Genomic DNA, 23,434 nt, shown 5'->3' with positions numbered 1-23,434 from the left:
ATCCTTGCTTGGCGGGTGGGAGCCTCCAGCCTAGGCAGGTTCAGCGGCGGTTGCTGCCTCGCGTTTGTCAGCCGATATGTCACAAAAAAGCCCCTGCCGATCGCTCGGCAGGGGCTTTCGACCAGCGCTGCAGGAAAACTTACAGGCCGGCAGCGTCACGCAGCAACTGGGCGCGGTCGGTGCGCTCCCAGGTGAAGGTAGTGAAGGTGTCGTCGCCGACGGTCTTCTGCTGCGGGGTGCGGCCGAAGTGACCGTAGGCAGCGGTTTCCTGGTACATCGGGTGCAGCAGGTCGAGCATGGTGGTGATGGCGTATGGACGCAGGTCGAAGCACTCGCGCACCAGCTGGATGATCTTGTCGTCGGAGACCTTGCCGGTACCGAAGGTGTTGATCGAGATGGAGGTCGGCTGGGCCACGCCGATGGCGTACGACACCTGGATCTCGCAACGCTCGGCCAGGCCGGCGGCGACGATGTTCTTGGCCACGTAGCGACCGGCATAGGCGGCGGAACGGTCGACCTTGGACGGGTCCTTGCCAGAGAACGCGCCACCACCGTGGCGGGCCATGCCGCCGTAGGAGTCGACGATGATCTTGCGGCCGGTCAGGCCGCAGTCACCCACCGGGCCACCGATGATGAAGTTGCCGGTCGGGTTGATGTGGTACTGGGTGCCCTTGTGCAGCAGTTCGGCAGGCAGGGTGTGCTTGACGATCAGCTCCATCACGGCTTCTTGCAGGTCTTTCTGCGAAACCTCAGGGTTGTGCTGGGTGGACAGCACCACGGCGTCGATGCCGACCACCTTGCCGTTTTCGTAACGGCAGGTGACCTGCGACTTGGCATCCGGGCGCAGCCATGGCAGCAGCTTGGACTTGCGCGCTTCGGCCTGGCGCTCGACCAGGCGGTGCGAGAAGCAGATCGGTGCCGGCATCAGCACGTCGGTTTCGTTGCTGGCGTAGCCGAACATCAGGCCCTGGTCACCGGCGCCCTGGTCTTCCGGGCGGGAGCGGTCGACGCCCTGGGCGATGTCTACCGACTGCTTGCCGATGATGTTCATCACGGCGCAAGTGGCGCCGTCGAAGCCGACGTCGGAGCTGTTGTAGCCGATGTCGATGATGACCTTGCGCACCAGCTCTTCCAGGTCGACCCAGGCCGACGTGGTGACTTCGCCGGCGATGATGGCGACACCGGTCTTGACCAGCGTTTCGCACGCTACGCGGGCGTACTTGTCCTGGGCGATGATCGCATCAAGGACGGCGTCCGAAATCTGGTCGGCGATCTTGTCCGGATGCCCTTCGGACACGGACTCGGAGGTGAAAAGGGAGTATTCGCTCATCTCGAAGGTTCCTGAAATTTACCGATGGTGTATGTCGTCAGCCGTCCGCTGGAAATGGCGGACCTGTATCTGGAAACCGTTACGCAAGCCCACGTACAGGCTGTCCCCATGGACCAGCCCGGCAGCGTTGGCCCAGCGGGCCAGGTCGTCCTGTTCGAAGCCAAGCCAGAGGTCGCCGCAGGCTTCCCGCGCCCACCCCTGGTCATGGCTGCACAGTTCGGTGACCAGCAGGCTACCGCCTGCCTTCACCCGTTTGGCCAGCTGGCGCAAGGCCAGGGCCGGGTCGCTGAAATGGTGCAATACCATGTTCAGCACAACGCAGTCGGCGGCCACATCCGTTGCACCCAGTGCATCGGCCAACTGCAGGTTCACGTTGTCGAGCCCTTCGCGCTGGCACACCTGGCGGGCCAGCTCGAGCATGGTCGGGCTGTTGTCCAGGGCGGTTACCTGGGCGAAGCGCCGGGCCAGGTCTGGCAGGAAGCCGCCGTCACCGGGGCCGACCTCCAGGGCACTGGCGGCCGGGTCGAAATGCAGTTTGTCGAGCAGCGCCAGCAGGCTTTCGCGGTACTGTGGCAGGCCGGCGATCAGGTCTTGCTGAGCGCGGAACTTCTCTTCCACGCGCAGGAAGAAGTCCTGGCTGGTGACTGCGCGGCGCTGCTGTACCTGGGCGATCCGCGCCTGCACGTCAGGCGGTAGGGCCAGGTCATCGACCTCTTCGAGCAGCGCTGCGTGCAGCCGGCCACCCAGGCGCAGGCTGTCGGGCAGGGCGCGACGATAGAAGATGGCGTTGCCTTCGCGGCGGGTCGCCACCAGCTCGGCCTGGGCCAGGACCTTCAGGTGGTGGCTCATGCCCGACTGGCCGATATCGAAGATCTGCGCCAGTTCGAGCACGCCGAACGAGTCGTTGGCCAGGGCGCGCAACACGTTCAGGCGCAACTCGTCGCCACTGGCTTTGCACAGGGCAGCCAATGCTTCGCGTTGCTCGGGAATCGATTGCGCACGGAGGTTCATGGGGCGGCAGTCTAGACAGGCATCGTTGCCCTAGCAAGGCCAATATCAAAAAGTTTTGATATTGGCTGATGGGTGGAGCATGAGGGAGCCTTCGAGGGCCTCTTCGCGGGCATGCCCGCTCCCACAGGTAGCACACCGCTCTCAAGGACGATGCAGTACCTGTGGGAGCGGGCGTGCCCGCGAAGAAGCCAGCACCGTTCTCCGGATTTTTACCCGAAATGAGTGCCAATCAGAGGAAAATCCCCCGACTGCCACCATCCGTCATTGCCCCAACCCCCCCCAGTGGGCGAAAATGGCCGCCTTTTTCGTGACACCACCTATTCAAGCCCCCCAGGAGACCAGCGATGCCCAGCCGTCGTGAACGTGCCAACGCCATTCGCGCCCTCAGCATGGATGCCGTGCAAAAGGCCAACAGCGGCCACCCAGGTGCCCCAATGGGCATGGCGGATATCGCCGAGGTACTGTGGCGTGACTACCTCAAGCACAACCCGAGCAACCCGAATTTTGCCGACCGTGACCGTTTCGTGCTGTCCAACGGCCACGGTTCGATGCTGATCTACTCGCTGCTGCACCTGACCGGCTACGACCTGTCGATCGACGACCTCAAGGCCTTCCGTCAGCTGCACAGCCGCACCCCGGGCCACCCGGAATACGGCTACACCCCAGGCGTGGAAACCACCACCGGCCCGCTCGGCCAGGGCCTGGCCAACGCCGTGGGCTTCGCCCTGGCGGAAAAAGTCCTGGCCGCCCAGTTCAACCGTGACGGCCACAACATCGTCGACCACAACACCTATGTGTTCCTCGGCGACGGCTGCATGATGGAAGGTATCTCCCACGAAGTCGCCTCGCTGGCCGGCACTCTGGGCCTGAACAAGCTGATCGCCTTCTACGACGACAACGGCATTTCCATCGATGGCGAAGTGCACGGCTGGTTCACCGACAATACCCCAGCGCGCTTCGAAGCCTACAACTGGCAGGTTATCCGCAACGTCGACGGCCACGATGCCGAAGAAATCAAGATGGCCATCGAGACGGCGCGCAAGAGCGACCGCCCGACCCTGATCTGCTGCAAGACCATCATCGGTTTCGGCTCGCCGAACAAGCAGGGCAAGGAAGACTGCCACGGCGCACCGCTGGGCAACGACGAAATCGCCCTGGCCCGCAAGGAACTGAACTGGAACCACGGCCCGTTCGAAGTCCCGGCCGAAATCTACGCCGAGTGGGATGCCAAGGCCGCCGGTGCCAAGGCCGAAGCCGACTGGAACCAGCGCTTCGATGCCTACGCCAAGGCCTACCCAGAGCTGGCTGCCGAGTTCAAGCGCCGTGACAGCGGCGAGCTGCCGGCCGACTTCAGCGAAAAAGCCCAGGCCTATATCAACGAAGTGGCCGCCAAGGGCGAAACCATCGCCAGCCGCAAGGCCAGCCAGAACGCCCTGAATGCCTTCGGCCCGCTGCTGCCCGAGTTCCTCGGCGGTTCGGCTGACCTGGCCGGCTCCAACCTGACCCTGTGGAAGGGCTGCAAGGGTGTCGAGGCCAATGACGCCAGCGGCAACTATGTGTTCTACGGCGTGCGCGAGTTCGGCATGACCGCCATCATGAACGGCGTTGCCCTGCACGGTGGCCTGGTACCTTACGGCGCGACCTTCCTGATGTTCATGGAATACGCCCGCAACGCCGTGCGCATGTCGGCGCTGATGAAGCAGCGTGTGATCCACGTCTACACCCACGACTCCATCGGCCTGGGCGAAGACGGCCCGACTCACCAGCCGATCGAGCAGCTGACCAGCCTGCGCAGCACGCCGAACCTGGACACTTGGCGCCCGGCCGACGCGGTGGAATCCGCCGTGTCCTGGAAAAACGCCCTGGAGCGCAAGGACGGCCCTTCGGCGCTGATCTTCTCGCGCCAGAACCTGCAGCACCAGGAGCGCGACGCCCAGCAGATCGCCGACATCAGCCGCGGTGGCTACGTGCTCAAGGACTGCGCCGGCGAGCCTGAGCTGATCCTGATCGCCACCGGTTCGGAAGTGGGCCTGGCGGTTCAGGCGCACGCCAAGCTGACCGAGCAAGGCCGCAAGGTGCGTGTGGTGTCGATGCCGTGCACCAGCGTGTTCGACGCCCAGGACGCTGCCTACAAGCAGTCCGTGCTGCCGCTGGAAGTGGGTGCGCGCATCGCCATCGAGGCCGCTCATGCCGACTTCTGGTACAAGTACGTCGGCCTGGAAGGTCGTATCATCGGCATGACCACCTATGGTGAGTCGGCCCCGGCCGCCGCGCTGTTCGAAGAGTTCGGCTTCACCCTGGAGAACATCCTGGGTACTGCCGAAGAGCTGCTGGAAGATTGATATAGGCGTAAGGCGAGGGCTTCGCCCTCGTTTCGCGACACAAGGCCGCTCCCACAAGGTACTGCGCATGCGGTCGTTGTGGGAGCGGCCTTGCGTCGCGATGGGCCGCAACGCGGCCCCAACAGCCATCATGCGTTAGCGAGCCAACGAATGCCCCACCTGCGTCCCTACAAAGTTGCACTCAACGGTTATGGCCGTATCGGCCGCTGTGTCCTGCGCGCGCTGTTCGAGCGGGGGGCAAAGGCCGGTTTCGAGATCGTCGCGTTGAACGACCTGGCCGACCAGGCCAGCCTGGAATACCTGACACGTTTCGACTCCACCCACGGGCGTTTCCCTGGCGAGGTGAAGGTCGACGGCGACTGTCTGCATATCAATGGCGACTGCGTGAAGGTGATGCGCAGTGCCACCCCCGAAGGCATCGACTGGGCTGCCCTGGACATCGACCTGGTGCTGGAGTGCTCCGGCGCCTACCACACCCGTGCCGATGGCCAGCGCTTCCTCGACGCCGGTGCGCCGCGGGTGCTGTTCTCGCAGCCGATGGCCAGCGAGGCCGACGTCGATGCCACGGTGGTCTATGGCGTCAACCAGGCCTGCCTGACTGGCAGCGAGCGCCTGGTGTCCAACGCCTCGTGCACTACCAACTGCGGCGTGCCGCTGCTGCGTGTGCTGGACCAGGCGTTCGGCATCGAGTACGTGCAGATCACCACCATCCACTCGGCGATGAACGACCAGCCGGTGATCGACGCCTACCACCACGAAGACCTGCGCCGCACGCGCTCGGCCTTCCAGTCGGTGATCCCGGTGTCCACTGGTCTGGCGCGTGGCATCGAACGCCTGTTGCCGGAACTTGCCGGGCGAATCCAGGCCAAAGCGGTACGCGTACCGACCGTCAACGTCTCGTGCCTGGATATCACCCTGCAGACCGCCCGCGACACCAGTGCGGCCGAAGTCAACCAGGTGCTGCGCGAGGCGGCGCTGGAAGGCCCGCTGAAAGGCTTGCTGGCCTACACCGAGCTGCCGCATGCCAGCTGTGATTTCAACCATGACCCGCATTCGGCGATCGTCGATGCCAGCCAGACCCGTGTTTCCGGCCCCCGCCTGGTGAACCTGCTGGCCTGGTTCGACAACGAATGGGGGTTTGCCAACCGTATGCTCGACGTTGCCGAACACTATCTGCACGTCGTTCACCCAACCCGCAACAAACAGCCCTGAAGGACTGCATTCATGACCGTGTTGAAGATGACCGACCTCGACCTGCAAGGTAAGCGCGTACTGATCCGCGAAGACCTCAACGTACCTGTGAAGGACGGTGTGGTAGCCAGCGACGCGCGTATCCTGGCAGCGCTGCCGACCATCAAGCTGGCCCTGGAGAAGGGCGCGGCGCTAATGGTCTGCTCGCACCTGGGCCGCCCGACCGAAGGCGAATTCTCTGCCGAGAACAGCCTCAAGCCGGTCGCCGACTACCTGAGCAAGGCCCTGGGCCGCGATGTGCCGCTGGTCGCCGACTACCTGGACGGTGTCGAGGTCAAGGCCGGTGAGCTGGTGCTGTTCGAGAACGTGCGCTTCAACAAGGGCGAGAAAAAGAACGCCGACGAGCTGGCGCAGAAGTATGCTGCCCTGTGCGACGTGTTCGTCATGGACGCTTTCGGTACCGCCCACCGCGCCGAAGGTTCGACCCATGGTGTCGCCAAGTTCGCCAAGGTCGCCGCTGCCGGCCCGCTGCTGGCCGCCGAGCTGGATGCCCTGGGCAAGGCCCTGAAGGCCCCGGCCAAGCCGATGGCCGCCATCGTTGCCGGCTCCAAGGTTTCCACCAAGCTGGACGTGCTGAACAGCCTGAGCGCAGTCTGCGACCAACTGATCGTCGGTGGCGGCATTGCCAACACCTTCCTGGCCGCCGCCGGTCACCCGGTGGGCAAGTCGCTGTACGAGCCTGACCTGGTCGACACCGCCAAGGCCATCGCCGCCAAGGTCAGCGTGCCACTGCCCGTCGACGTGGTGGTTGCCAAGGAATTCGCCGAGAGCGCCGAAGCTACCGTCAAGGCCATCGCCGACGTCGCCGCTGACGACATGATCCTGGACATCGGCCCGCAAACCGCAGCCAACTTCGCCGAGCTGCTGAAGTCGTCGCAGACCATCCTGTGGAACGGTCCGGTTGGCGTGTTCGAGTTCGACCAGTTCGGCAACGGCACCAAGGTGCTGGCCAAGGCCATCGCCGACAGCGCTGCATTCTCCATTGCCGGTGGTGGTGACACCCTGGCGGCCATCGACAAGTATGGCGTCAGCAAGGATATCTCCTACATTTCTACCGGTGGCGGCGCTTTCCTCGAGTTCGTCGAGGGCAAGGTCCTGCCAGCCGTGGCAATCCTGGAAGAGCGGGCCAAGGCCTGATGACGTCGGCGCTTGGCAAAGGGAGTGGCCTGATGGTCAAGCAATTGCCTGTGATGATCATGGCTGGCCTGCTGAGCGCTTGCGCCGGCAGCCCGGCCTCGGATGCCGAGCCGGGGCAGCCGCCCAAGGGCGGTTGCTATCAGTCGGAGTGGCAGGCCGAGACCGTGCCGGTCATCAGCAAGCGCGTGGGCCCGGAGGGCCTGGAAAAGTACGACGAAGACCACCAGCGCAAGGCGCCGGGTTGCCCTTGATCGGGTAATAGGCAACCTGAAGGTTGATTTGTGGTCTTGAAAAAGGGGCCGCTGTGCGGCCCATCGCCGCGGTTCGTCGCCACGACAAGCCAGCTCCCACAGGTACAGCGCAAGCTTTGAGATGTATGCGGTCCCTGTGGGAGCCGGCTTGTCGTGGCGACGAACCGCGGCGATGGGCTGCAAAGCAGCCCCAAATCGAGGAAACTGAATGAAAGCGCTTTTGGCCGTGACGGCCCTGGCGACATTGGCAGGATGCTCACTGCTGCAGCCGGCGCAACCCGCCCCGGCAGACAACTGGACCCGTTGGGTCTGCGACACGCAGGCCGAGGTGCTGTGGCGCTTCGCCGATGCGCAACGCGACCAGGTCGACGTGCGCCTTGGCGGCGGTGACCAGGTCTACCGGCTCAAGGCCGAGCCGGGTGCGTCCGGCGTGCTGTACAGCGATGGCATGCTGGCCTTCCATACCAAGGGCGAAGAAGGCCTGGTGTACTGGGTGGCGACCAACGATCTGATTGGGCGGGGCTGCAAGGCACCGTGACTGGCCGGGCCGCGAGGGTGGCCCACACTACTTGAACAGCAACCGCCCCTGCGGCAGGCTTGCACGAAACAAACGACGCTTGTCGGGAGAGAGATACACAATGGCACTCATTAGCATGCGCCAGATGCTGGACCACGCCGCCGAGTTCGGTTACGGCGTACCAGCTTTCAACGTCAACAACCTCGAGCAGATGCGCGCCATCATGGAAGCGGCCGACAAGACCGACTCCCCGGTGATCGTCCAGGCTTCGGCCGGTGCCCGCAAGTACGCTGGCGCGCCGTTCCTGCGCCACCTGATCCTGGCTGCCATCGAAGAGTTCCCGCACATCCCGGTGTGCATGCACCAGGACCACGGCACCAGCCCTGACGTCTGCCAGCGCTCGATCCAGCTGGGCTTCAGCTCGGTGATGATGGACGGCTCGCTGGGTGAAGACGGCAAGACCCCGACCGACTACGAGTACAACGTCCGCGTTACCCAGCAGACCGTTGCCATGGCGCACGCCTGCGGCGTTTCGGTAGAAGGCGAACTGGGCTGCCTGGGTTCGCTGGAAACCGGTATGGCCGGTGAAGAAGACGGCATCGGCGCCGAAGGCGTGCTGGACCACAGCCAGATGCTGACTGACCCGGAAGAAGCCGCCGACTTCGTCAAGAAGACCCAGGTCGACGCCCTGGCGATCGCCATCGGTACCAGCCACGGTGCCTACAAGTTCACCAAGCCGCCTACCGGCGACGTGCTGGCCATCGACCGCATCAAGGAAATCCACAAGCGCATCCCCAACACCCACCTGGTGATGCACGGTTCGTCTTCGGTACCGCAAGAGTGGCTGGCGATCATCAACCAGTACGGCGGCGACATCAAAGAGACCTACGGCGTACCGGTCGAAGAGATCGTCGAAGGTATCAAGCACGGCGTGCGCAAGGTCAACATCGACACCGACCTGCGTCTGGCCTCCACTGGTGCCATGCGCCGCCTGATGGCGGAGAAGCCGAGCGAGTTCGACCCGCGCAAGTTCTTCGGCGAAACGGTCAAGGCCATGCGTGATGTGTGCATCGCCCGTTACGAAGCCTTCGGCACTGCCGGCAATGCCTCGAAGATCAAGCCGATCTCCCTGGAAGGCATGTACCAGCGCTACCTGAAAGGTGAGCTGGCCGCCAAGGTCAACTGATCCACTGGCAACAACAGAAAACCCGCAGAAATGCGGGTTTTTTTATGTATGGGTGTTAGCCACTTGCATCTGTGCAGGCCTCTTCGCGGGCATGCCCGCTCCCACAGGCAATTTACAAAGTCTCCAGATTGCGCAGTACCTGTGGGGTTTACCCGCGAAGAGACCTGCACATAATTTCTCCATGCCCGACCGTTAGTCGGCTAACGTACAGTTGAAGCACTGATAGCGTTCTGATTTCATTGCGCGTTATCCGCTCAGGTCTAGAGTACTAATGGATCCAACCGTATCTTGAAGTCGGTCACATAACAGAGAAGCAGCATGGATGGCGCTCCCCCTCAACCTCAGGCACTGGATGGCAAGTCGGTTCTGCTGGTGGTAGACGATTACCCCGAGAACCTCATCAGCATGCGGGCGTTGTTGGCCCGCCCGGATTGGCAAGTGTTGACGGCAAGCTCGGGGAGGGAAGCCTTGAGCGCGTTGCTCGAACACGATGTCGACCTGGTCTTGCTGGATGTACAGATGCCGGAAATGGATGGCTTCGAAGTCGCCCGGCTGATACGTGGCAGCCAGCGCACCCGGCTGACCCCGATCATTTTCCTCACCGCCAACGAACAGTCCGCAGCGGCCGTGCTCAAAGGCTACGCCAGTGGCGCCGTGGACTACATGTTCAAGCCGTTCGACCCGCAAATCCTCAAGCCCAAGGTCCAGGCCCTGCTCGACCAGCAGCGCAATCGGCGCATGCTGCAGCGCCTGACGCGCGAGCTGGAAACGGCCAGGGCGTTCAATGCGTCGATCCTGGAGAACGCCGCCGAGGGTATCCTGGTGGTGGATGCCCAAGGCATCATCAGTTTTGCCAACCCGGCCATTTCCCGCTTGCTGTCGGCGCCGGTGCAGCAGTTGCAGGGCGCCCACCTGCTCGACCTGGTGCAACTGGACAGTACCCGCTTGTGGCACGAATCGGACTTCTACCAGGCCTATCTGGGGCGGCGGATCTTCCGCGTGCATGATGCCCAACTGCGTACCTTCGGCGGCGAGCTGGTGCCGGTGGCGTTGTCCTGTGCGCCGCTGCCGCTCGAGCAGCAGGCCATGGTGGTGACCGTGCTGGACATGTCGGTGGTGCGCAACCTGCACCAGCAGCTTGAATACCAGGCCGTGACCGACCCGCTCACCGGCCTGCTCAATCGTCGTGGTTTCTATCAGGCTGCCGAAGGTGCATTGCTGCGCAACGAGCGCTCGGACAAGGCGCAGGCGCTGATGTACATGGACCTGGACGGCTTCAAGCGCATCAACGACTCGCTGGGCCACGAAACCGGTGACCGTGTGCTGCGCTGGGTGGCCGAGCAGCTCAAGGATTGCCTGGGCGGCGAGGCCTTGCTGGCGCGGATGGGCGGTGATGAATTCATCGCGCTGTTCGACAGCTTGCCTTATCCCGAGCAGGCCGGGCGCCATGCCGAGAAACTGCTTGAGCGTGTTGCGATCAGCCACCAGGTGGAAGGGCTCGATATGTGCCTGGGGGTCAGCATCGGCATTGCCACCTACCCGGACTGCGGGGCCAATGTGGAAGGCCTGCTGCGCGCGGCCGATGCGGCGATGTATGCGGCCAAGCAGGCCGGGCGCCAGCAGTACCGCTTCTACGACCAGGAGCTCAACGGCCGGGCGCGTTCGCGACTGATGCTCGAAGACAGCGTACGGGCGGCTATCGAGCAGCAGGATTTCACCCTGGTGTACCAGCCACAGGTGGGCTTCGACGACGGCCACCTGCGTGGTTTCGAGGCCTTGCTGCGCTGGCAGCACCCCAGCGTCGGCGATGTGCCGCCGGGGCTGTTCATCCCCTTGCTCGAAGAAGCACGCTTGATCAACCGCCTGGCCAGCTGGATCTATCGCCAGGGCGCGGCCCAGCGCCAGGCTTGGTGTGCACGCTTTACTGCGGACCTGGTGCTGGGTATCAGCCTCAGTCGCGCCCAGTTCGCCATGCCCAGCCTGGTCGACGAACTGCAGCGGGTCATCCAGCTTTACCAGCTGGACCCGGCGCAACTGGAGGTGGAGGTCGCGGAAACCTCGCTGGTGGACAACATCGATGCGGCCGTCAAACAAATACACCGCTTGCGCGAACTGGGTGTGCGTGTGGCCCTGGATGACTTTGGCGCGGGCGACTGCTCGTTGCGCATGTTGCGCGACCTGCCGATCGATACCCTCAAGCTCGACCGCCACCTGGTGGCGCGCCTGCCCGACTCGGCGGTGGATGCCGCGCTGGTGCGCAGCGTGATTGGGCTGTGCGCCGACTACCGCATCACGGTGATCGCCGAGGGCGTGGAAACCCCGGCCCAGGCAGCCTGGCTCAAGGCCAATGGTTGCGCGTACGTGCAGGGTTTTCTGGTCGCTCACCCGATGACCGCGGCGGATGCCAGCAGCTTCCCGGCGATTTTCTCCTGGCCAAGGCCATGATTGGCTAGAATCGGCATTCGTTACGCCGAATGCAGCGCCATGACCGTATTACGTTACTTGCAAGCCTACCCCCCGCACCTGCAGGAGCAGGTGCGGCAGATGATCGACAGCGACCGCCTGGGCGAGTACCTGCAGCGCCGCTACCCCGACCGACATGATGTGCAAAGCGACAAGGCGTTGTACGGCTATGCCCAGGATCTGCGCCAGCAATACCTGCGTAGCGCACCGAACCTGGACAAGGTGCTGTTCGACAACCGCCTCGACCTGACCCATCGGGCCCTGGGGCTGAACACCGCTGTGTCGCGGGTGCAAGGCGGCAAGCTCAAGGCGAAGAAGGAAATCCGCATCGCCTCTTTGTTCAAGGAAGCTGCACCGCAGTTCTTGCGCATGATCGTGGTGCACGAGCTGGCGCACCTGCGCGAGCGCGATCACAACAAGGCGTTCTACCAGCTCTGTCAGCACATGGAGCCGGACTACCACCAACTGGAATTCGACCTGCGCGTCTACCTGACCTATCGGGAGCTGCCGGGCAACTGTTAAGGACCATGCAGCATGGAAGTGAGCAAGACCAAAAGCAGCTTCTACCGCCGCCTGTACGTGGCCTGGCTGATCGACAGCCAGACCGCGACCAGCGTGCCCGCCCTGATGGAGGCCACCGGCATGCCGCGGCGCACCGCCCAGGACACCATCGCGGCCCTGGCCGACCTGGATATCGTCTGCGAGTTCGAACAGCAGGAGGGTGCGCGCAACCACGCTGGGCATTACCGCATTCATGACTGGGGGGCGATCGACAAGCAGTGGATCATCCAGCACCTGCGGCAGATCCGCGAAGTGCTGGGGTATCCCTGAATCGAATAGCCTGCGCGAGCCCTGTGGGAGCGGGCGTGCCCGCGAAGCAGGCAATGAGGTGGATGGCACGGGCTTCGCCCGTGTTCGCGGGCGCGCCCGCTCCCACAATGCCCCAGGCACTCTCAGCCTTTACGCATCCCGATATGCGGAGTGTCATCTTCAAGATATTCCTCACCCACCACCTCGAAGCCATGGCGGGCGTAAAACCTTTGCAAATGCGCCTGCGCCGACAGGTAAACCGGCACCCCTGGCCAGCAATGCTCCGCAGCCTCCAGCCCTTTGAGCAGCAACGTGTGCCCCAGCTTCAGCCCACGCGCCTCGGGTGAGGTCACCACCCGCCCGATGACCACATCACCGCCCTGGGACTGTGGGTCGAGCAGGCGCAGGTAGGCGACCAGCTTGTCATCCTGCCAGCCCATCAGATGCAGGGTATCGCCCGTCAGGTCCTGGCCATCCACGTCCTGATAGGCGCAGCGCTGCTCTACCACGAACACTTCAGTGCGCAATTGCAGAATGGCGTAGAGCTGGTCCTTGCTGAGGTCGGTGTGGTGCTTGCAGAGCCAGTCGATGGACATTGGCGAACTCCTTGAATGGGGCGTCGATCATCGCATGTCATCCAGGCTTCGGCCAAAATAGAGGCTAAATGACACTATTGGCCGCTGCCCTGAACAATGGCTTTGTGTAATCTCATTGCCAGTTGCAAAGAAGACCGCCTTCACAGTGTGAGCCCTCCATTGCGAAAGGACTTGAGCATGCGGCCACTGCTTTGTGTATTGGGTTTACTGGCAATGATGCTGGCAGCACCCGCCCTGGGTCATGACAGGCTGCGTTTGGTGGCGGACAACTGGCCACCGTTCACCGATGCCAGTATGCCGGGTGGTGGCTTGGCGACCAGCATCGTCACCACGGCGCTGGCCCGGGCCGGCTACACCAGCGGGGTCGAAGAGGTGCCCTGGGCGCGGGCGCTGCTGGGGGTGAGTGAAGGGCGCTATGACGTGCTGATCAATGCCTGGTACAACGATTCGCGCGCCCGCATCGGGCAGTTTTCCAACGCCTACCTGAGCAACCGCATTCGCCTGCTGCAGCGCAAGGGCGAGGCGTTCCGCTACAAGCGCCAGTCGGACTTGTACCCCTACAGCATCGCCGTGGTGCGTGATTACGCCTATTCACCCGCATTCGACGACGACACCCGCTTGCACAAGGTGCCGGTGCGCAACTTTTCCTCAGCGGTACGCATGCTGGCGGCAGGGCGGGTGAAGCTGGCGGTGGAAGACGAGTACGTGGCCCGTTACAACCTGCAGCGCGAGCCGCAGGCGGTGCGTGATGGGGTGCTGCTGGTGGACCCGCCGTTGGCGGAGAACACCCTGCATATCCTGGTCAGCCTGAAGCACCCGGAGCATAAGAGGATCGTCGAACGCTTCGAGCGGGCGATTGCGGCGATGAAGGCGGATGGCAGCTATGCGCGGCTGCTGCGCCAGCATGGCTTTTGATTTCTACTGCCTGGGCCGGCCCTTTCGCGGGCAAGCCCGCTCCTACAACGAATGTGCATGCCCTGGAACCCGCGCCGCACCTGTAGGAGCGGGCTTGCCCGCGAAGAGGCCGGTACAGGCTGCACGGTAATCAGGCCGGGGTGCCTTCCTTGATCAGGTGCGCGGCCAAGGTCCGCAATGGCCCCAACTGCCGGCAGATCAACGCCAACTGCGTCTGCACCAATCGAAGATGCTCATCCAGCTCTTCCGGCATCTGTTCCAGGGCATTGGCCAGCGCCTCTTCGGCATCACTGTGAATCGCCACCGGCAGCCGTGCCGCCAGGCCGTTGGCAATTTCGTCCAGGCTGTTGGCCAGGCTTTGCCCTGCACCCTCGATCAACTGTTCCTGCACCTCCGCCGGCAAGGCCGTGTCGCGGTGCGCGCCCAGCCCTGAGAGGTAGCTGAGCAAGGTGTGCGACAGCACCAGGAAGCGGAAGCCAACGTCGGCTTCCTTACGGAAATGCCCAGGTTCCATCAACATGTTGGCCAAGGTGGTGGACAGCGCCGCGTCGGCGTTGTGGGCGTTGCGCCGGGCCAGGCGGTAGGCCAGGTCGTCGCGTTTGCCGTGAGCATACTGCTGCATGATCTGCCGCAGGTACACGCTGGCACAGGCCAGGGTATTGGCCAGTGCCTTGTTCAGCCGCCGCCCCTGCCAGTCGGGGAGGAACAGGAACACCGCGAGGATGGCGATCAGGCTGCCCACCAGGGTATCGAACAGGCGCGGCAGGAACAGGCCGTAGCCATCGCCGATCTGATTGAAGCAGAACAGCACCATCAGGGTGATCGCGGCCGTCGCCAGGGTGTAGCGAGTGGTGCGGTTGACGAAGAACACCACCCCGGCGACCACGGCGAACAGCGACTGGATGAGCGGGTTGGGGAACAGGTCGAACAAGGCCCAGCCTACGGTCAGGCCGATGGCCGTACCGAAAACCCGTTGCACCAGCTTGCGCCGGGTTGCACCGTAGTTGGGCTGGCACACGAACAGTGTGGTGAGGATGATCCAGTAGCCCTGGGTCGGGTGGATCAGGTGCACCATGCCATAGCCGATCGACAACGCCAGCGGCAGGCGCAAGGCGTGGCGGAACAATAGTGAAGTGGGCGTGAGCTGGGTACGCAGGCGGGTCCATACGTCCTTCAGCGAGCGGGGCGAGCGGTCGAGCAGGCTGCTGTCGCTGGCATCGGCCAGGCTGTCCGGGTTGCTGGCGGCACTGAGCAGGCGGTCCAGCGTGGCCAGGTTGGCGGCCAGTGCCCGCAGCGAGCGCAGCAGGCCGCGCCAGGCCGGATTGCTCTGTATGCGCAGGTGCTCCAGCGAAGCGTTGAGGTCTTCCAGGGCCTCGGGATAACCGCTGGCCAGCACGAACGGCTGGCGCAGGCGGATCGAGCGGGCCAACTCCTGGCAGGACGAGCCCTGTTTGCGCAGCAGGCGCTGGCAGCGGAACATCACGTCACTGTGGAAAAACGCCTCGGTCAGGGCGTTGTAGGGGTAGTGCGAGGCACTGACCCGCTCGTGGATGTCCTGGGCCAGGAAGTAAAGCTTGAGGTAGCGGCTGACCTTGGAGTTCGGCTGGCTGTTGCCCACCCGGTGCAGGATGATTTCCTTGGCGGCATTGAGCGCCGCTACCACCTTACCATTCTGCTGGGCCAACTCCAGGCGCCGGGCCTCGACGTCGAGGGTGCGGATGGGCTCGAACAGGCTGGCCTTGAGCTTGAGGTAGCTGCCCAGTTCGAAGAACAGCTTGGCCAGGCTTTGCTGCACCGGCTGGTTGGAAAACAGCGCCTGCCACAGCACCGACAACAGCCCGTACCAGGCTGCACCTGCGACCAGCAGCATCGGCTCGTGCCAGAAATCCGTCACTTGGCCTCCGCGCTGGTCCACCCCGATCATGGTGTATACCGATGTGATCAGTGTCGCCGAGGCGATGGCGCCATAGCGTTCGCCCAGGGCGCCGAGCATGGTCAGGCCGAAGGCAGCCAAGGCCAGGGCGATGACGAAGATCCAGGGGTAGGGGAACAGCAGCTCGACGGCCAGCGCAGCGATGGCGAAACACACCAGGGTAACGGCCAGGGCGCTGAGGCGGCCTTGCCAGCTGTCGTCGGTCTCGGCCAGGGCGCTGGCGATGATGCCAAGGAACAGCGGGATCAGCAGGGCCATCTCGTTCTGGTACCAGCACAGGGCCAGGCTGCCGGTGAGGGCGATGGTGACCCGGATGCTGTAGCTGAACTTGTCTTGGCCCCACAGGCGACGCAGTGACTGACGGAACGAGCTCGATGACATGATGGCCTGCTGGGCAGTGATCAGAGGAATACCTTTCAGGGCCAGGTACTGGGGCCGCAAAGCGGCCCAAATCCCGGCGCTGAGCACGGGCCAGCAAGAAGCGTTCCGTGCTGCTGAATGGATTCTACTCTACACGAACTGCGCCGCGGCGTTGGCTGATGCCCAGGCCCACTGGAAGTTGAAACCACCCAGGTGGCCGGTGACATCCAGGACTTCCCCGATGAAGTAGAGCCCGGGGCTTTTCAGCGATTCCATGGTCTTGGACGACACTTCGCGGGTGTCCACGCCACCCAGGGTCACTTCGGCAGTGCGATAACCCTCGGTGCCGGCCGGCACCACCTGCCAGTTCGCCAGCTTCTCGGCGATCTGCGCCAGTTCCGCCGGGGTGTACTGCTTCATCGGCCTGGACTCGAACCACTGCTCGGCCAGCAGGTTGGCCAGCTTGCGGGTGAACACCTCTCCCAGCACGGTCTTCAGTTCGGCATTGGCGCGTTCGGCCTGCATTTGTTGCAGCCAGGTCAACGCATCGCGGTCGGGCAGCAGGTTGATCTCGACCGTGTCACCGGCCTCCCAGAACGAGGAAATCTGCAGGATCGCCGGGCCGCTCAGGCCGCGGTGGGTGAACAGCAGGTTCTCGCGGAAGCTGGTGCCGTTGCAGCTGGCGGTGCAGTCCAGCGAGGTGCCGGACAGTTCGGTGCAGAGTGCCTTGAGTTGCGGCTCGGTAATGGTGAACGGCACCAGCCCGGCGCGGGTTGGCAGCAGGCTGTGGCCAAACTGGCGCGCCACCTGGTAGCCGAAGCCGGTGGCACCCAGGGTCGGGATCGACAGGCCACCGGTGGCGATCACCAGCGACTGGCAGGCGAACTGGCCGCCGCTGGTCTGCAGCAGGTAGCCGGTTGGGGTCTTTTCGATCTGCTCGATGCTGGTGTGCATGCGGATTTCGGCGCCGGCCTCGTCGCATTCGGCCAGGAGCATGTCGAGGATGTCGCTGGCCTTGTTGTCGCAGAACAGCTGGCCGAGTTTCTTCTCGTGGTAAGCCACACCGTGCTTGCACACCAGCTCGATGAAGTCCCATTGGGTGTAGCGGGCCAGCGCCGACTTGCAGAAGTGTGCGTTGTGCGAGAGGAAGTTGCTTGGCTCGGTGTACATGTTGGTGAAGTTGCAGCGCCCGCCGCCGGACATGAGGATCTTCTTGCCTGGCTTGTTGGCGTGGTCGAGCAGCAGCACCCGGCGGCCACGGCGGGCGCTGAGCTGGGCGCACATCAGGCCGGCGGCGCCGGCGCCGAGGATGATCACGTCGGTGGAGTGCACGGTGTTACCTCATGGATAGCCGGGGCCGCTGTGCGGCCCATCGCAGGCAAGCCAGCTCCCACAGGGATTGCACCCGGCCTGGGGCCTGTGGTGATCCTGTGCTGGCTGGCTCACAGATACTGCACAAGCTTGAGGCTTGTGGTGACCCTGTGGGAGCTGGCTTGCCTGCGATGGGCTGCAAGGCAGCCCCAAAAAATGTCAGACGATGCGGACTTTCAGGGACCGGCCCTTGATCTTGCCGCTGTTCAAGCGCTGCATCGCCTGCTTGGCCAGCGCCCGCTCCACGGCAACAAAGGCCTGGAAGTCGAAGATCGCAATCTTGCCCACCTGCTTGCCCGGGATGCCGGCATCACCGGTCAGCGCCCCAAGAATATCGCCCGGACGCAGCTTGTCCTTGCGCCCGGCCGCGATGCACAGCGTGCTCATCACTGGCAGCAGCGGTTCGCCACCCTTGTGCTTCAGGCTGTCCAGCTGGTCCCAGCGCAGCGGCCTCTTCTGCAGTTCTTCGATAGCCTGGGCGCGGTGGCCTTCGGCCGGTGCCACCAGGCTGACCGCAATACCCTTCTCGCCGGCACGGCCAGTACGGCCCACGCGGTGCACGTGGATTTCCGCATCACGCGCCAGCTCGACGTTGATGACCATGTCCAGTCCATCGATATCCAGGCCGCGCGCGGCCACGTCGGTAGCTACCAGCACCGAGCTGCTGCGGTTGGCGAACATGGTCAGCACCTGATCACGGTCGCGCTGTTCCAGGTCGCCGTGCAGGGCCTGGGCGACGATACCCTTGGCGGTCAGATGGGCGACCACATCTTCGCACTGCTGCTTGGTGAAGCAGAACGCCACGCAGGATTGCGGGCGGTAGTGGCCGAGCACGCGGGTGACGGCCTCCAGGCGCTGCTGCGGGTCGATCTCGATGAAGCGCTGCTCGATCTGGTTGTCGGCATGCAGGCTCTCGACCTTGACCTGCTGCGGGTTGCGCATGAAGTCAGCGGCCAGTCGCTCGATGCCGGCCGGGTAGGTGGCCGAGAACAGCAGGGTCTGGCGGCGCGACGGGGTCTTGCCGATGATGCTGGCGATGGCATCGAAGAAGCCCATGTCGAGCATGCGGTCGGCTTCGTCGAGCACCAGGGTGTTCAGGCCATCGAGCACCAGGGTGCCTTTGTCCAGGTGCTGCTGGATGCGCCCTGGGGTGCCGACGATGATGTGCGCGCCGTGCTCCAGCGAAGCGATCTGCGGGCCCAGCGAAACACCGCCGCACAGGGTCAGGATCTTGATGTTGTCCTCGGCGCGGGCCAGGCGACGCAACTCCTTGGCTACCTGGTCGGCGAGTTCGCGGGTGGGGCACAGCACCAGCGCCTGGCAGCCGAAGTAGCGTGGGTTGATCGGGTTGAGCAGGCCGATGCCGAAGGCGGCGGTCTTGCCGCTGCCGGTCTTGGCCTGGGCGATCAGGTCCTGGCCCTTGAGGATGACCGGCAGGCTCTGGGCCTGGATCGGTGTCATCGAGGCATAGCCGAGGGCGTCCAGGTTGGCCAGCATGGCGGTGGACAGCGGCAAGGTGGCAAAGGCGGTGGGTTCGGTGGTCACGAGGCGGGCCTGCGGTGCGAAGCGAAAAATGCCGCACAGTCTACCAGCCTCATGGCCATTCGCCCTACGACTCCATGTGTTGTTCCGGACGACGGGCACGCCTTCCGTCCGTCGGCGCCAGTTGCAGGAAGATCGCCGCCGCCAGCATGGCCATGACGCCAATGGTGACGAAGGTCAGCTGGAACGCACCCAGGGTGGTTTCCACGCCCTCGGCGCTGCCGGCGGCGGTAAAGCCGCCGAGCAGCGCGCCGGCACAGGCCACGCCCAGGCTCAGCGCCAACTGCGCGACCACCGACAGCAGGCTGTTGCCGCTGCTGGCGCTGGCGTCGTCGAGGTCGATCAGGGTTACCGTGTTCATCGCCGTGAACTGCATGGAGTTGACCGCGCCCAGCAGCCCTAGCTGGATCAGCAGCACGGCATAGGGCGTTTGCTCGTCGACCAGGCCGAGGCTGGCCAGCAACACGCCCAGCAGCAAGGTGTTGCCGGTGAGGATGATGCGGTAGCCGAAGCGTTCGATCAGCGGCCTGGCGATGGACTTGGCGAGCATGGCCGCCGCCGCCAGCGGGATCATGCTCATGCCGGCCTGGGCCGGTGAGTAACCCAGCGCCACTTGCAGCAGCAACGGTACCAGGAACGGCAGGGCACCACTGCCCAGGCGGGCGAACAGGTTGCCGAGGATACCGATGGCAAAGGTGCGTACCCGGAACAGGCTGGGCGAGAACAGCGGCTCCGGGTCGCGCCCGGCGCGCAGCCAGTAGGCCGCCAGGCAGGCCATGCCGGCGAACAGCAGCAACATCACCCGCAAGTGCGGCAGGTGCAATTCACCCAAGCCTTCCATGGCGATGGTGATCAGTACCATCGCCGCGCCAAACAGCAGGAAGCCGGGGCCGTCGAAGGTGGTGCGCTCGGCGCCGCGCAGGTCGGGGATGAACTTCCACACGGCAAAGCAGCCGAGCAAGCCGACCGGCAGGTTGAGCAGGAAGATCCAGTGCCAGCTGAGGATTTCCACCAGCCAGCCGCCAACGGTAGGACCCAGCAATGGCCCGAGCAGGCCGGGGATGGTGATGAAGCTCATGATCCGCACCAGCTCGCTGCGTGGGTAGGCGCGCAGCACCACCAGCCGCCCGACCGGCAGCATCAGTGCCCCGCCCAGGCCCTGCACTACGCGGGCGAAGATCAGGAAACCGAGGCTGTTGGCCGCGGCGCACAGCAGCGAGCCGAAGCTGAACAGCAGGATGGCGCTGAAGAAGATGCGCTTGGTGCCGAAGCGGTCGGCGATCCAGCCCGACGCGGGGATCAGCAGGGCCACGGTGAGCATGTAGGCGATGATCACGCCTTGCATGCGCAGCGGGTCTTCGGCCAGCGAGCGGGCCATGGCCGGCAGCGCGGTGTTGAGGATGGTGCCGTCCAGGGACTGCATGAAGAAGGCGATGGCCACCACCCAGGGGATCCAGCGGGCGGTGACGGGGTCCAGCGGGGTGCGTTCGGGCATGAGGAACCTCAATGTTCGGCATTGCCTGTACTGGCCTCATCGCCGGCAAGCCAGCTCCCACAGGATCACTACAGGCCTCGGGCTGGGCGCGATCCCTGTGGGAGCTGGCTTGCCGGCGATGAGGCCGGAATGGCCTATCACAATGTCAGGGTCAGGCCTTTGACCAGCGCCCCCGGCAAATGACTCGACCCGGTACTGCGTTGTCCATAGGTGCTGGTCGACAGGATCATCTCGCGCGCCAGGGTCAGGTCCTCCAGCTGGCTGCCGAGCAGGCTGTACAGGCTGTCATCGAAGCGCATGGTGCTCACTGGCCCCTGGATCTGCCCGTTCTCCACCCAGAAGGTGGCGAAGCGGGTCAGCCCGGTCATGCGTGCTGCCGGCAAGTCCGAGTAGTTCAGGTACCACAGGTTGCTGATGTACAGCCCGGTGCCCAGCCGCTCGAGGATCTGCTCATTGGCCAGGTTGCCCGGTGCCAGGCTGAGCGCACAGGGCGACTCGTAGCTGTCGGCGCCATTGGCCAGCAGCTCGAATTCGGCTGCACTGCGCGCGCTGATCAGGCGCTGCAGCGCCTCGCCTTGCTGGATCAGCGGCACATCCAGGCGCGGCGAGCCTTCATCGGAAAACGCCGGGCTCAGCGAGCCGCTGACCTGCTCGGTGAAACTCACCAGCGGGCTCAGCCGTGCATCGCCGTTGTACAGGCGCTGCAAGGCGCTGTTGCCGGTGGCCAGGGCCTGGGCGGAAAAACCGCCCCAGCACAGCATGCCGGCGATTTCGTCCATCGCTGCCGGGGCCAGGTAGGCACGGTAGCTGCCGGGCTTGAGGGTGACTGCCGGGCGCCCGAGGAAGCCCAACTGCTCCCGCGCTTGGCGCAGGCGCGCGGTGAAGTCGTCGGCGTTCCACACCTGGCCGGCGTAGTTGGCCTTCACCGCCTGGCCGTTTTCGTGGAACAGGCTCCAGTCGAAGTTGAAGCTGTTGGCCTGGTGCCAGCCGAAGGCGCCGAACGAGCTGGCGAAACCCCGGCAGATCGGCCCGGCGGCGTAAATGCCGACCAGGTCCAGATCACCGGCTTCACCGTCGAGCAAGGCCAGTACCTCGCTCAGCTCGGGCAGCGCTTGTTCTTGCTGGCTGTGGCTATGCCAGGCGCTTTCATCCAGGCGCAGGTAAGGGTCGACTGCCAGCAACGGCAAAGTCTGGCGCAGTTGCTCCAGGGCATCGGTCAGGCGTTGGCGATCCAGTTGTGCATCGCCACTCAAGGTCACTTGCTGTTCGGCCTGGCGACCGTCGCGCATCAGCCGCAGTTGCGCGCTGGCCTGGCTGACTTCACCGGCCTGGCGCACCTTGGCGTGGTTGAAACGCACGAATTGCGATTGTTCGGCGCTGTAGCCGAGGGTGAACTGCTCGCCCGCTTGCAGGGCGGTGCGCACATCCCCGACCAAGGTTTCGAAAGCGTGCTTCATCAGGCGTCTCCTCCGAATACGTCGATCTGGCGGAACACGCAGGCCGGCGAGGCGTGGCCGACCCGCACCACCTGGTTGGGTTCGCCTTTGCCGCAGTTGGGTGTGCCCAGTACCTGGAAGGTGCTGCGGTCACCGACCGCCGCCAGGTTGCGCCAGAATTGCGCGGAGATGCCGCGGTAGTTGGGGTTCTTGACGATGCCCTTGAGCTCGCCGTTCTCGATCAGTTGGCCCCATTCGCAGCCGAACTGGAACTTGTTGCGCGCGTCGTCGATGGACCAGGAGCGGTTGGTGCGCATCAGGATGCCGTGTTCGATGCCCTGGAGCAGTTGATCGAGGGACTGCTCGCCGGGTTCGATGTTGAGGTTGGCCATGCGGTCGATCGGTGCGCGGCTCCAACTGCTGGCGCGGCTGTTGGCCACGCCGGCCAGGCCGGAGCGGAACTGCGACAGCGCACCGCCCAACGGGCGTAGCAGCAGGCCGTTGCGGATCAGGAACTGCTTGCTGGCGGCGGTGCCGTCATCATCGAAGCTGTAGCTGGCCAGCTCTTCGCCGATGGTTGGGTCGAAGGTCACGTTGAGCAGGCTGGAGCCGTATTGCAGGTGGCCGAAGTCACTGGCCTTGACGAAGCTGGTGCCAGCGTAGTTGCGCTCGTCGCCAAGGATGCGGTCCATTTCCAGCGGGTGGCCGATGGACTCGTGGATCTGCAGCATCATCTGGTCGGGCATCAACAGCAAGTCGCGCGGGCCGCTGGGGGTGTTCGGTGCCAGCAGCAGTTGCAGCGCCTCGTCGGCTACCCGGCGGGCAGCGCCGACCAGGCCACAGCGCTCGATGATCTCGAAGCCGCCCTGTTGGCCGAAGTTGTCGCGGCCCAGGCTGCGGCTCTGGCTGTCCTGGCCATCGCTGGCGGTCACGCCCAGGCCCGGGAACAGGAAGCGCTGGGCATGGCGCAGTTCGGCGCCGGCAGAGTTGAGGTAGGTCTGCTCGACCAGGCTCAGGCCCAGGCTGGCCTGCCAGTCCACCAGGCGGCTGTCCTTGGGTACGCTGGCCGATTCGGTGGCGAGCAGGCCAAGGCAGTCGGCCAGGCTGGGTACTGGCTGGTGGAAGTTGGGCGAGATGTGGTCATGGCGAGCATTGGTCACCGGCTGGTCGCGCAGGTCGAGCAAGCTGTGCCGGGCGATCTGTCGGGCCAGTGCTTCGGCCTGCTCCAGTGCCCGCTGCAAGCCGGCCTGGGACAGGTCGGCGGTGGCCGCGTAGGCCTCCACGCCATTGACCCGCACGGTGAGCATGGCGCCTTCGTCCTGGCTGAAGAAGGGCGGCTCGGCGACATTGCGGCGAACCGACAGCGCCTGGTGCGACTGTTTCACATGGCGCAGGGAAAACAACTCGGCCGTACTGCGCAGCGCGGCAAAGCGCTGGCGCAGCAGGGCGCTGGAATCGAACATGCACAAGCCTCCGTTTGCACGGTGG

General features: G+C 64.4%; 19 protein-coding genes. 10 read left to right on the top strand and 9 right to left on the bottom strand.

The features are described 5' to 3' along the window. Window positions 1-139 precede the first annotated feature (139 nt). Together metK and TZ03_RS19850 are read right to left on the bottom strand one after the other, a co-directional pair. On the bottom strand, window positions 140-1,330 hold the full coding sequence (gene metK / locus TZ03_RS19855; RefSeq protein ID WP_051099883.1) for a methionine adenosyltransferase: 1,191 nt from the start codon (window positions 1,328-1,330) through the stop codon (window positions 140-142). A gap of 18 nt (window positions 1,331-1,348) precedes the next feature. Continuing rightward, complete coding sequence (locus TZ03_RS19850) at window positions 1,349-2,341, bottom strand: ArsR/SmtB family transcription factor (protein ID WP_051099882.1); 993 nt, start codon at window positions 2,339-2,341, stop codon at window positions 1,349-1,351. Between the two features lie 344 nt (window positions 2,342-2,685). Here TZ03_RS19850 and tkt point away from each other — a divergent pair, with 344 nt between their 5' ends. The 9 genes from tkt (at window position 2,686) to TZ03_RS19805 (ending at window position 12,319) form a co-directional block, all read left to right on the top strand. Beyond that, window positions 2,686-4,683, top strand: coding sequence for a transketolase (tkt, locus tag TZ03_RS19845; protein WP_051099881.1), 1,998 nt, complete (start codon window positions 2,686-2,688; stop codon window positions 4,681-4,683). Window positions 4,684-4,833: 150 nt separating this feature from the next. After that, window positions 4,834-5,895, top strand: a complete 1,062-nt coding sequence (gene epd / locus TZ03_RS19840; RefSeq protein ID WP_051099880.1) for an erythrose-4-phosphate dehydrogenase — start codon at window positions 4,834-4,836, stop codon at window positions 5,893-5,895. Between the two features lie 12 nt (window positions 5,896-5,907). Beyond that, the gene (locus TZ03_RS19835) at window positions 5,908-7,071 is read left to right on the top strand and encodes a phosphoglycerate kinase (protein WP_051099879.1); all 1,164 of its coding nucleotides are present in this window, start codon (window positions 5,908-5,910) and stop codon (window positions 7,069-7,071) included. After that, entirely contained in the window at window positions 7,071-7,322 is a 252-nt protein-coding gene (locus TZ03_RS19830; protein ID WP_051099878.1) for a hypothetical protein, read from the top strand. Before TZ03_RS19835 ends, TZ03_RS19830 begins: the two co-directional genes overlap by 1 nt. Window positions 7,323-7,530: 208 nt before the next feature. Next, window positions 7,531-7,860: an MliC family protein gene (locus tag TZ03_RS19825; protein ID WP_051099877.1), complete on the top strand. Its 330-nt coding sequence runs from the start codon at window positions 7,531-7,533 to the stop codon at window positions 7,858-7,860. Window positions 7,861-7,960: 100 nt separating this feature from the next. Next, window positions 7,961-9,025 carry a class II fructose-bisphosphate aldolase gene (gene fba, locus TZ03_RS19820; protein ID WP_051099876.1) on the top strand — a complete coding sequence of 355 codons (1,065 nt, stop codon included), beginning with the start codon at window positions 7,961-7,963 and terminating at the stop codon, window positions 9,023-9,025. Between the two features lie 318 nt (window positions 9,026-9,343). Next, window positions 9,344-11,470, top strand: a complete 2,127-nt coding sequence (locus tag TZ03_RS19815; protein WP_051099875.1) for a putative bifunctional diguanylate cyclase/phosphodiesterase — start codon at window positions 9,344-9,346, stop codon at window positions 11,468-11,470. Between the two features lie 39 nt (window positions 11,471-11,509). Further along, window positions 11,510-12,010, top strand: a complete 501-nt coding sequence (locus TZ03_RS19810) for a M48 family metallopeptidase (protein WP_051099874.1) — start codon at window positions 11,510-11,512, stop codon at window positions 12,008-12,010. A gap of 12 nt (window positions 12,011-12,022) precedes the next feature. Further along, window positions 12,023-12,319, top strand: coding sequence for a winged helix-turn-helix domain-containing protein (locus tag TZ03_RS19805; protein ID WP_016395304.1), 297 nt, complete (start codon window positions 12,023-12,025; stop codon window positions 12,317-12,319). Between the two features lie 122 nt (window positions 12,320-12,441). On the opposite strand, the gene TZ03_RS19800 is transcribed toward TZ03_RS19805, so the two are convergent. Then, window positions 12,442-12,894 (bottom strand): GNAT family N-acetyltransferase, encoded by a 453-nt coding sequence (locus TZ03_RS19800; protein WP_051099873.1) that lies wholly within the window; start codon window positions 12,892-12,894, stop codon window positions 12,442-12,444. Between the two features lie 177 nt (window positions 12,895-13,071). On the opposite strand from TZ03_RS19800, the gene TZ03_RS19795 reads away from it, so the two are divergent. Further along, entirely contained in the window at window positions 13,072-13,809 is a 738-nt protein-coding gene (locus TZ03_RS19795) for a substrate-binding periplasmic protein (protein WP_051099872.1), read from the top strand. A gap of 130 nt (window positions 13,810-13,939) precedes the next feature. On the opposite strand, the gene yccS is transcribed toward TZ03_RS19795, so the two are convergent. The 6 genes from yccS to TZ03_RS19765 all read right to left on the bottom strand — a co-directional run bounded on the left by yccS (window position 13,940) and on the right by TZ03_RS19765 (window position 23,409). Continuing rightward, on the bottom strand, window positions 13,940-16,123 hold the full coding sequence (gene yccS, locus TZ03_RS19790) for a YccS family putative transporter (protein ID WP_051099937.1): 2,184 nt from the start codon (window positions 16,121-16,123) through the stop codon (window positions 13,940-13,942). Window positions 16,124-16,252: 129 nt separating this feature from the next. After that, window positions 16,253-17,434 (bottom strand): NAD(P)/FAD-dependent oxidoreductase, encoded by a 1,182-nt coding sequence (locus tag TZ03_RS19785; RefSeq protein WP_051099871.1) that lies wholly within the window; start codon window positions 17,432-17,434, stop codon window positions 16,253-16,255. Window positions 17,435-17,632: 198 nt separating this feature from the next. Further along, the gene (gene dbpA, locus TZ03_RS19780) at window positions 17,633-18,970 is read right to left on the bottom strand and encodes an ATP-dependent RNA helicase DbpA (protein WP_236692858.1); all 1,338 of its coding nucleotides are present in this window, start codon (window positions 18,968-18,970) and stop codon (window positions 17,633-17,635) included. Window positions 18,971-19,082: 112 nt separating this feature from the next. Beyond that, the gene (gene mdtD / locus TZ03_RS19775; RefSeq protein ID WP_051099869.1) at window positions 19,083-20,510 is read right to left on the bottom strand and encodes a multidrug transporter subunit MdtD; all 1,428 of its coding nucleotides are present in this window, start codon (window positions 20,508-20,510) and stop codon (window positions 19,083-19,085) included. 137 nt (window positions 20,511-20,647) lie between these two features. Next, complete coding sequence (locus TZ03_RS19770; protein WP_051099868.1) at window positions 20,648-21,967, bottom strand: TldD/PmbA family protein; 1,320 nt, start codon at window positions 21,965-21,967, stop codon at window positions 20,648-20,650. Continuing rightward, window positions 21,967-23,409 (bottom strand): TldD/PmbA family protein, encoded by a 1,443-nt coding sequence (locus TZ03_RS19765; RefSeq protein WP_051099867.1) that lies wholly within the window; start codon window positions 23,407-23,409, stop codon window positions 21,967-21,969. The genes TZ03_RS19770 and TZ03_RS19765 overlap by 1 nt, the downstream gene beginning before the upstream one ends. Window positions 23,410-23,434 lie beyond the last annotated feature (25 nt).

Source organism: Pseudomonas sp. 10-1B (genome assembly GCF_000935045.1).
Taxonomy (GTDB): domain Bacteria; phylum Pseudomonadota; class Gammaproteobacteria; order Pseudomonadales; family Pseudomonadaceae; genus Aquipseudomonas.
Note: the sequence above shows the minus strand (reverse complement) of the source record. Positions and strands in the feature narration are given on the sequence as shown.

Excerpts from the sequence above, each read along its gene's own strand:
- TZ03_RS19815 (WP_051099875.1), top strand. The coding sequence starts at position 9,344 with ATGGATGGCGCTCCCCCTCAACCTCAGGCACTGGATGGCAAGTCGGTT.
- TZ03_RS19810 (WP_051099874.1), top strand. The coding sequence starts at position 11,510 with ATGACCGTATTACGTTACTTGCAAGCCTACCCCCCGCACCTGCAGGAG.
- TZ03_RS19835 (WP_051099879.1), top strand. The coding sequence starts at position 5,908 with ATGACCGTGTTGAAGATGACCGACCTCGACCTGCAAGGTAAGCGCGTA.
- TZ03_RS19805 (WP_016395304.1), top strand. The coding sequence starts at position 12,023 with ATGGAAGTGAGCAAGACCAAAAGCAGCTTCTACCGCCGCCTGTACGTG.
- TZ03_RS19770 (WP_051099868.1), bottom strand. The coding sequence starts at position 21,967 with ATGAAGCACGCTTTCGAAACCTTGGTCGGGGATGTGCGCACCGCCCTG.
- TZ03_RS19765 (WP_051099867.1), bottom strand. The coding sequence starts at position 23,409 with ATGTTCGATTCCAGCGCCCTGCTGCGCCAGCGCTTTGCCGCGCTGCGC.
- fba (WP_051099876.1), top strand. The coding sequence starts at position 7,961 with ATGGCACTCATTAGCATGCGCCAGATGCTGGACCACGCCGCCGAGTTC.
- mdtD (WP_051099869.1), bottom strand. The coding sequence starts at position 20,510 with ATGCCCGAACGCACCCCGCTGGACCCCGTCACCGCCCGCTGGATCCCC.
- epd (WP_051099880.1), top strand. The coding sequence starts at position 4,834 with ATGCCCCACCTGCGTCCCTACAAAGTTGCACTCAACGGTTATGGCCGT.
- yccS (WP_051099937.1), bottom strand. The coding sequence starts at position 16,123 with ATGTCATCGAGCTCGTTCCGTCAGTCACTGCGTCGCCTGTGGGGCCAA.
- TZ03_RS19795 (WP_051099872.1), top strand. The coding sequence starts at position 13,072 with ATGCGGCCACTGCTTTGTGTATTGGGTTTACTGGCAATGATGCTGGCA.
- TZ03_RS19800 (WP_051099873.1), bottom strand. The coding sequence starts at position 12,894 with ATGTCCATCGACTGGCTCTGCAAGCACCACACCGACCTCAGCAAGGAC.
- TZ03_RS19825 (WP_051099877.1), top strand. The coding sequence starts at position 7,531 with ATGAAAGCGCTTTTGGCCGTGACGGCCCTGGCGACATTGGCAGGATGC.
- TZ03_RS19830 (WP_051099878.1), top strand. The coding sequence starts at position 7,071 with ATGACGTCGGCGCTTGGCAAAGGGAGTGGCCTGATGGTCAAGCAATTG.
- tkt (WP_051099881.1), top strand. The coding sequence starts at position 2,686 with ATGCCCAGCCGTCGTGAACGTGCCAACGCCATTCGCGCCCTCAGCATG.
- dbpA (WP_236692858.1), bottom strand. The coding sequence starts at position 18,970 with ATGCTGGCCAACCTGGACGCCCTCGGCTATGCCTCGATGACACCGATC.
- TZ03_RS19850 (WP_051099882.1), bottom strand. The coding sequence starts at position 2,341 with ATGAACCTCCGTGCGCAATCGATTCCCGAGCAACGCGAAGCATTGGCT.
- metK (WP_051099883.1), bottom strand. The coding sequence starts at position 1,330 with ATGAGCGAATACTCCCTTTTCACCTCCGAGTCCGTGTCCGAAGGGCAT.